The 4838-nt window shown below is 70.3% G+C and carries 6 protein-coding genes and 1 tRNA gene; 1 reads left to right on the forward strand and 6 read right to left on the reverse strand.

Features of this window, described 5'->3' with window-relative positions; translation table 11 throughout:
* The 6 genes from AB1824_13075 to AB1824_13100 form a co-directional block, all read right to left on the reverse strand.
* A partial coding sequence (locus tag AB1824_13075) for an ATP-dependent metallopeptidase FtsH/Yme1/Tma family protein (protein ID MEW5765893.1) occupies positions 1-521 on the reverse strand: 521 nt, incomplete at its 3' end.
* Between the two features lie 110 nt (positions 522-631).
* Entirely contained in the window at positions 632-1147 is a 516-nt protein-coding gene (gene hpt, locus AB1824_13080) for a hypoxanthine phosphoribosyltransferase (protein MEW5765894.1), read from the reverse strand.
* The gene (gene tilS / locus AB1824_13085; GenBank protein ID MEW5765895.1) at positions 1144-2139 is read right to left on the reverse strand and encodes a tRNA lysidine(34) synthetase TilS; all 996 of its coding nucleotides are present in this window, start codon (positions 2137-2139) and stop codon (positions 1144-1146) included. The genes hpt and tilS overlap by 4 nt, the downstream gene beginning before the upstream one ends.
* Positions 2105-2181, reverse strand: a tRNA-Met gene (locus tag AB1824_13090). Before AB1824_13090 ends, tilS begins: the two co-directional genes overlap by 35 nt.
* Before the next feature lie 60 nt (positions 2182-2241).
* A complete protein-coding gene (locus AB1824_13095) occupies positions 2242-3933 on the reverse strand; it encodes a cation:proton antiporter (GenBank protein ID MEW5765896.1) in 1692 nt (563 codons plus the stop codon).
* A gap of 1 nt (position 3934) precedes the next feature.
* Positions 3935-4546 carry a DNA-3-methyladenine glycosylase 2 family protein gene (locus tag AB1824_13100; protein MEW5765897.1) on the reverse strand — a complete coding sequence of 204 codons (612 nt, stop codon included), beginning with the start codon at positions 4544-4546 and terminating at the stop codon, positions 3935-3937.
* Positions 4547-4632: 86 nt separating this feature from the next.
* Here AB1824_13100 and AB1824_13105 point away from each other — a divergent pair.
* Positions 4633-4838, forward strand: a 206-nt coding sequence (locus AB1824_13105; GenBank protein ID MEW5765898.1) for a peptidylprolyl isomerase, incomplete at its 3' end; no start/stop codon positions are given.

Here is a 4838-nt window from a genome sequence, read left to right on the forward strand (position 1 = left end):
TCGATGATCTCGAAGAGCTCCTCCTTGACCTCCTCGATGCCCGCCACGTCCTTGAAGGTGACCTTGTTCTTGGGCTCGCTCACCATCCGGGCCTTGGACTTGCCGAAGGAAAAGGCCTTGTTCCCCCCCTGCTGCATCTGCCGCATGAAGAATATCCAGAAGCCGATGATGAGGACCACGGGCAGGATGTAGAAGAGGGCGAAGAGGTACTGGGAGGTGTTGGGCTCGGCGGCCCGCACGTCCACTCCCTTGGCCACCAGGACTGGGGTGTAATTCTGCAGGTCCGGGGGCAGGTTCGTGACGTAGTTCGTGGACCCGTCCACCGGGTCCTTGAGTTCTCCGCGGACGACGCTTCCCTTCACGAGGGCGCTCTTGACCTGGCCCGCCTGGACGAGGGAGTCGAAGCGGCTGAAGGGAAGCTCCGTCTCCTTGAGCGTGGCCTTTCTCAAAAGGCCGATGGAGATGGCGACGACGACGAAGATGAGGGCCCAGAGGAGGAGGTTTCTCAACTGCTGGTTCACAGGGGCTCCTTTATGCCGGGCGTCCCTCGAGCCTGGGGCCTGGGGGGACGGGGTCTCCGCTCCGGCGGCGCGGCATCCGGATTAGATGCAGAACAGGCGGGCCCGTGACATCATTCCGGTTCCACCCAGGTGATGTAGGGCAGGTTCCGGTAGCGCTCCTGATAGTCGAGGCCGTAGCCCACCACGAACTTGTCCGGGACCTTGAAGCCCCGGTAATGGACGGGGACGTCGATGCGCCGGGCCTCGGGCTTGTCGAGGAGGGCGCACACCTTGAGGGAAGCCGGCGCCCGCTCGGCCTCCAGGTGCTTGAGCAGGTAGTCCAGGGTGATCCCCGTGTCCACGATGTCCTCCACGATGAGGACGTGGCGCCCCGAAAGGTCCATGGTGGAGGTGAACAGAATCGTCGCGTGCTTGCCGTCCACCTGGCTTTTCATCTCGATGAGCGCCAGGCGCACGTCCCCCGGAATTCTCCGCATGAGGTCCGACAGGAAGGGGATGGATCCCTTGAGGATGGCGCACAGGACCAGGGGCCGCCCCGCGTAATCCTGGACGATCTGCCGGGCGAGCTCCTCCACGCGCTGCTGGATCTGCCGCTCGGTGAACAGGATTCCCTGGGCGAGCTTCATGGCTCCCTCCTCGGGCCGATGCGGATCCGGCGCTCCCGCCGGCTCCCCTCCCAGCCGCCCGGCAAGGGCACGACGGCTCCGGGCCGGCACGTCCTCAAGGCCCAGAGGGCCCTCAGGTGGCGCTCCGTCAGGCCCCGAAGGTCGCCGCGGGCGGAGCGAATCCCCTCCCGGAGGGCGGCCAGCCCCTCGCCGTCGCTCCATTCCGCGAGGGCCGCGCACTCGTAATATAGTCCGTCCGCTTCCAAGACCGCAACCGGCGGCCCTTTGGGCGAAGCCCCACCGGCGGCCTCCGCGGCCAGCCGCGCCAGGGCGGCGAGGCGCCGGGAAAAGCCGGGAAGGGCCGCCTCCGCCGCGGGGAGAACCTCCCGGCGAACCCGGTTTCGGAGGAAGCGGCGATCGGCGTTGGTGGAATCCTCAAGGTAAGGGAGCCCGCAGCCTCGAGCCGCCTCGCGGAGTTCCTCCCCCGTGAGGCCGAGGGCGGGACGGACCACGCGGCCGCTGCGCGGGAGGATGCCCGCCAGCCCCTGGAGCCCGGTTCCCCGGGCGATCCGCAGGAGCACGGTCTCGGCCTGGTCGTCCAGGCTGTGGGCCGTGGCGACGAGGTCCCACCCGCCGCGGACCCTCAGCCGCTCGAGGGCGGCGTAGCGCCCCGCGCGGGCCCAGGCCTCCACGCTCTCGCCCCGGGGCGGGCGGCTCCGCAGGCGGGAGGAGGCGAAGGGCAGGCCGAGGCCCCGGGCCAGGTCGCGGACGGCCCTCAGGTCCCGGTCCGCCTCCTCCCCGCGGAGGTTGTGGTGGACGTGGGCCACGCCCAGCTCCAGGTCGGGCCGGGGCCGGGCGGAGAGGAAGAGGCCCAGGAGACCCACCGAGTCGCCCCCGCCCGAAACGGCGAGGAGGATCCGGCCCCCGTCGGCCAGCCCCGAGCCGCGCAGCCATTTCCTGAATTTCTTGAGGATAGGGTGGTGGCGGTGCAGGGACTTGAACCCCGGACACAACGGATATGAGCCGTTTGCTCTAACCAACTGAGCTACACCGCCACAATGGGGAAGTATAGGGCTGAAAGGCCCGGCGTGTCAACGCGCGCCGCCCCGCCGGCCTCATTCCTGGGCCCTCGCGCGGATGCGGCGAAGACGGTCCTCGGCGGCTTCCCCGCAGACGCCTCGCCGGGAGAGGACCCGCTCCGCCACGGCGGCGGCGGCCTCCGCCTCGCCCGCCACCACTTCGGTGGCTCCCGCGGCCTTCAAGGCGGGGACGTCCAGGACGTACGGCGTCCGGGCCAGGATGGAGAGGGAGGGAGCCAAGGCGCGGGCGGCCCGGACGGCCCGGGCGGTGGCGTCGGGGTCGTTCAGGAGCAGGACCAGCTCGGAGGCGTCGGCCACCCGCAGGTGGTGGAGGACCTCCTGAGACGTCACGTCGCCGAAGAGGACGGGGTGGCCCTTCTTTCTGGCGCGGCGGACGTTGTCCACGCTCAAGTCCGCCACCACGTGGGAAACCCCGCAGGCCTTCAGGGCCGAGGCCAGCTCCTCCCCCGCCAGGCCGAATCCGGCCACGATGACGTGGCCCTCCATGCGGTCCGGAAGGCGGGACTCCTCGGGCCCCCGGACGCCGAGCAGGCGGGTGAGGGGCCGAATTCGCCCCATGCCCGCCGCCAGGTGGGGCGCCACGGCGAGGGCGAGCGGGGTCAGGACCATGGAGAGAATCACCGCCGCCGTGAGCCTTCCCTCCAGGAGGGGATCCAGGAGGGGTGTGCCCCGGGCGGCCCGGATCAGCACGAAGGAGAATTCGCCCACCTGGCTGAGGGCCACGGCGGAGAGCACGGCCACGCGGAGAGGAAGGCGAAGGAGCGCCGCCGCGAGAAAGGTCAGCAGGAACTTTCCCGAGAGGATCGCCGCCAGAGGCCCTCCCACGCCGGCCCAGTCCCTCAACAGGAGTCCCGGATCGAGGGCCATGCCCACGGAGACGAAGAAGATCCCCGTGAGGGCCTCCCGGAAGGGGATGAGGTCCGAAGCGGCCTGGTGGCGGAAGCCCGTGCCGGCCACCACGAGTCCCCCGAGGAAGGCTCCCAGGGCCAGGGAGACGCCGGCGAGGCTGGCCAGGAATGCGGTGCCCAGGCAGACCAGGAGGATGGCCAGGACGAACAGGTCCTTTTCCCTCGTGCGGGCCACGAAGTCCATGAGGCGCGGCACGAGGAACCGGGCCCCCGCCACGACCCCCGCCACCACCGCGAAGGCCCTCGCGGCGGCCCCGAGAGCCGCCCCCGCGGAGCCCCCCTGGCCCGAGAGGAGTGGGATGGCCAGCATCATGGGCACCACGGCGAGGTCCTGAAAGACCAGGATGCCCAGGGTCAGGCGGCCGTGGGGCGCGTCCAGCTCCCCGCGGGCCTGGAGCCCCCGCAGGACCACGGCGGTGCTCGACACCGCCACGATGCACCCGAGAAAGACGGCCTGTGCCGGGGCCATGCCCAGGGAGTACGCCACGGCGAAGACCGCGGCCATGGTGAGGGCCACCTGGAAACCTCCCCCCAGAAGGATCGGCCTCCAGAGCCTCTTGAGGCGTTCGAGGGAGAGTTCCAGCCCGATGCCGAAGAGGAGGAGGACCACCCCGACCTCGGAAAGAAGTTCCACACTGTGCGGATCGGAGACGAGGCCCAGTGCGCCGGGGCCCACGAGGACCCCCGCCAGCAGTAGCCCCGCAATGGAGGGCAGGCCAACGCGCTTGAGGACGCCCGCCACCAGGAGGGCGGCCGCCAGGATCACCAGAAGATCCTGAAGGAGCTCCGCCGGGGCCACGTCAGCCCCCGTCCATCATCTGCCAGAGGTACCAGCAGGCGTAGGAGCGAAAGGGCCTCCAGCGGTCCCCCAGGGGCTCGGCCTCGGAGGGAGAAGGGAGGGCGGGGAGATGAAGAACGCGCTGGAGGGCCTTGCGGACGCCCAGGTCGGCGGCGGGCCAGACGTCCGGGCGCCGCAGGGCGAAGATCAGGACCATGTGGGCCGTCCACGGCCCGATGCCTTTGACCCTCACCAGCGCCGCCTCCACCTCCCCGTCGGGCAGGTCCTCCAGGGCGTCCAGATCGAGCCGGCCCGTGAGGACGGCGTCGGCCAGGTCCCGGATGCTCGCCGTCTTGGCTCGGGACAGGCCCACGGCCTTCAGTTCTTCGTCCGTGTGCTGGAGCAGCCTCCGGGGGTTGGGGAACCCTCTCCCCCCCAACGCCTTGAGCCGGTCGTAGATCACCCTGGCCACCTTGCCCGAGAGCTGCTGGCTCACGATGGCCTCCAGGAGGTTGGCCAGGAGATCCTCCCTCGAATACTCGTGAAAGCGCGGCGGCCCCACCCGCGCGACGAGGGCCCGCATCGCCGGGTCCTTGCGGAGCCGCGCCAGGGCCCGCCGGTCCTGTGGGTCCATGGGACCTCCTTCCGGCAAGGGTACCACGCCCCGAGGGCGCCCCCCCCGCCGGCGTGGTACCCTGAGCGCCCGAGAAAGGAGGGCCCATGGCCACCGTCACGCTCCACACAAACCACGGAGACATCGCCCTGAAACTCTACGCGGACAAGGCCCCCAAGGCCTGCGAGAACTTCTCCACCCACGCCCGGAACGGCTTCTACAACGGCGTGATCTTCCACCGCGTCATCCAGAACTTCATGATCCAGGGAGGGGACCCCACCGGCACCGGACGCGGCGGGAAGTCCATCTGGGG

The sequence above is a fragment of the Acidobacteriota bacterium genome (assembly GCA_040752915.1).
Taxonomy (GTDB): domain Bacteria; phylum Acidobacteriota; class UBA4820; order UBA4820; family DSQY01; genus JBFLVU01.

Excerpts from the sequence above, each read along its gene's own strand:
- hpt (MEW5765894.1), bottom strand. The coding sequence starts at position 1,147 with ATGAAGCTCGCCCAGGGAATCCTGTTCACCGAGCGGCAGATCCAGCAG.
- AB1824_13100 (MEW5765897.1), bottom strand. The coding sequence starts at position 4,546 with ATGGACCCACAGGACCGGCGGGCCCTGGCGCGGCTCCGCAAGGACCCG.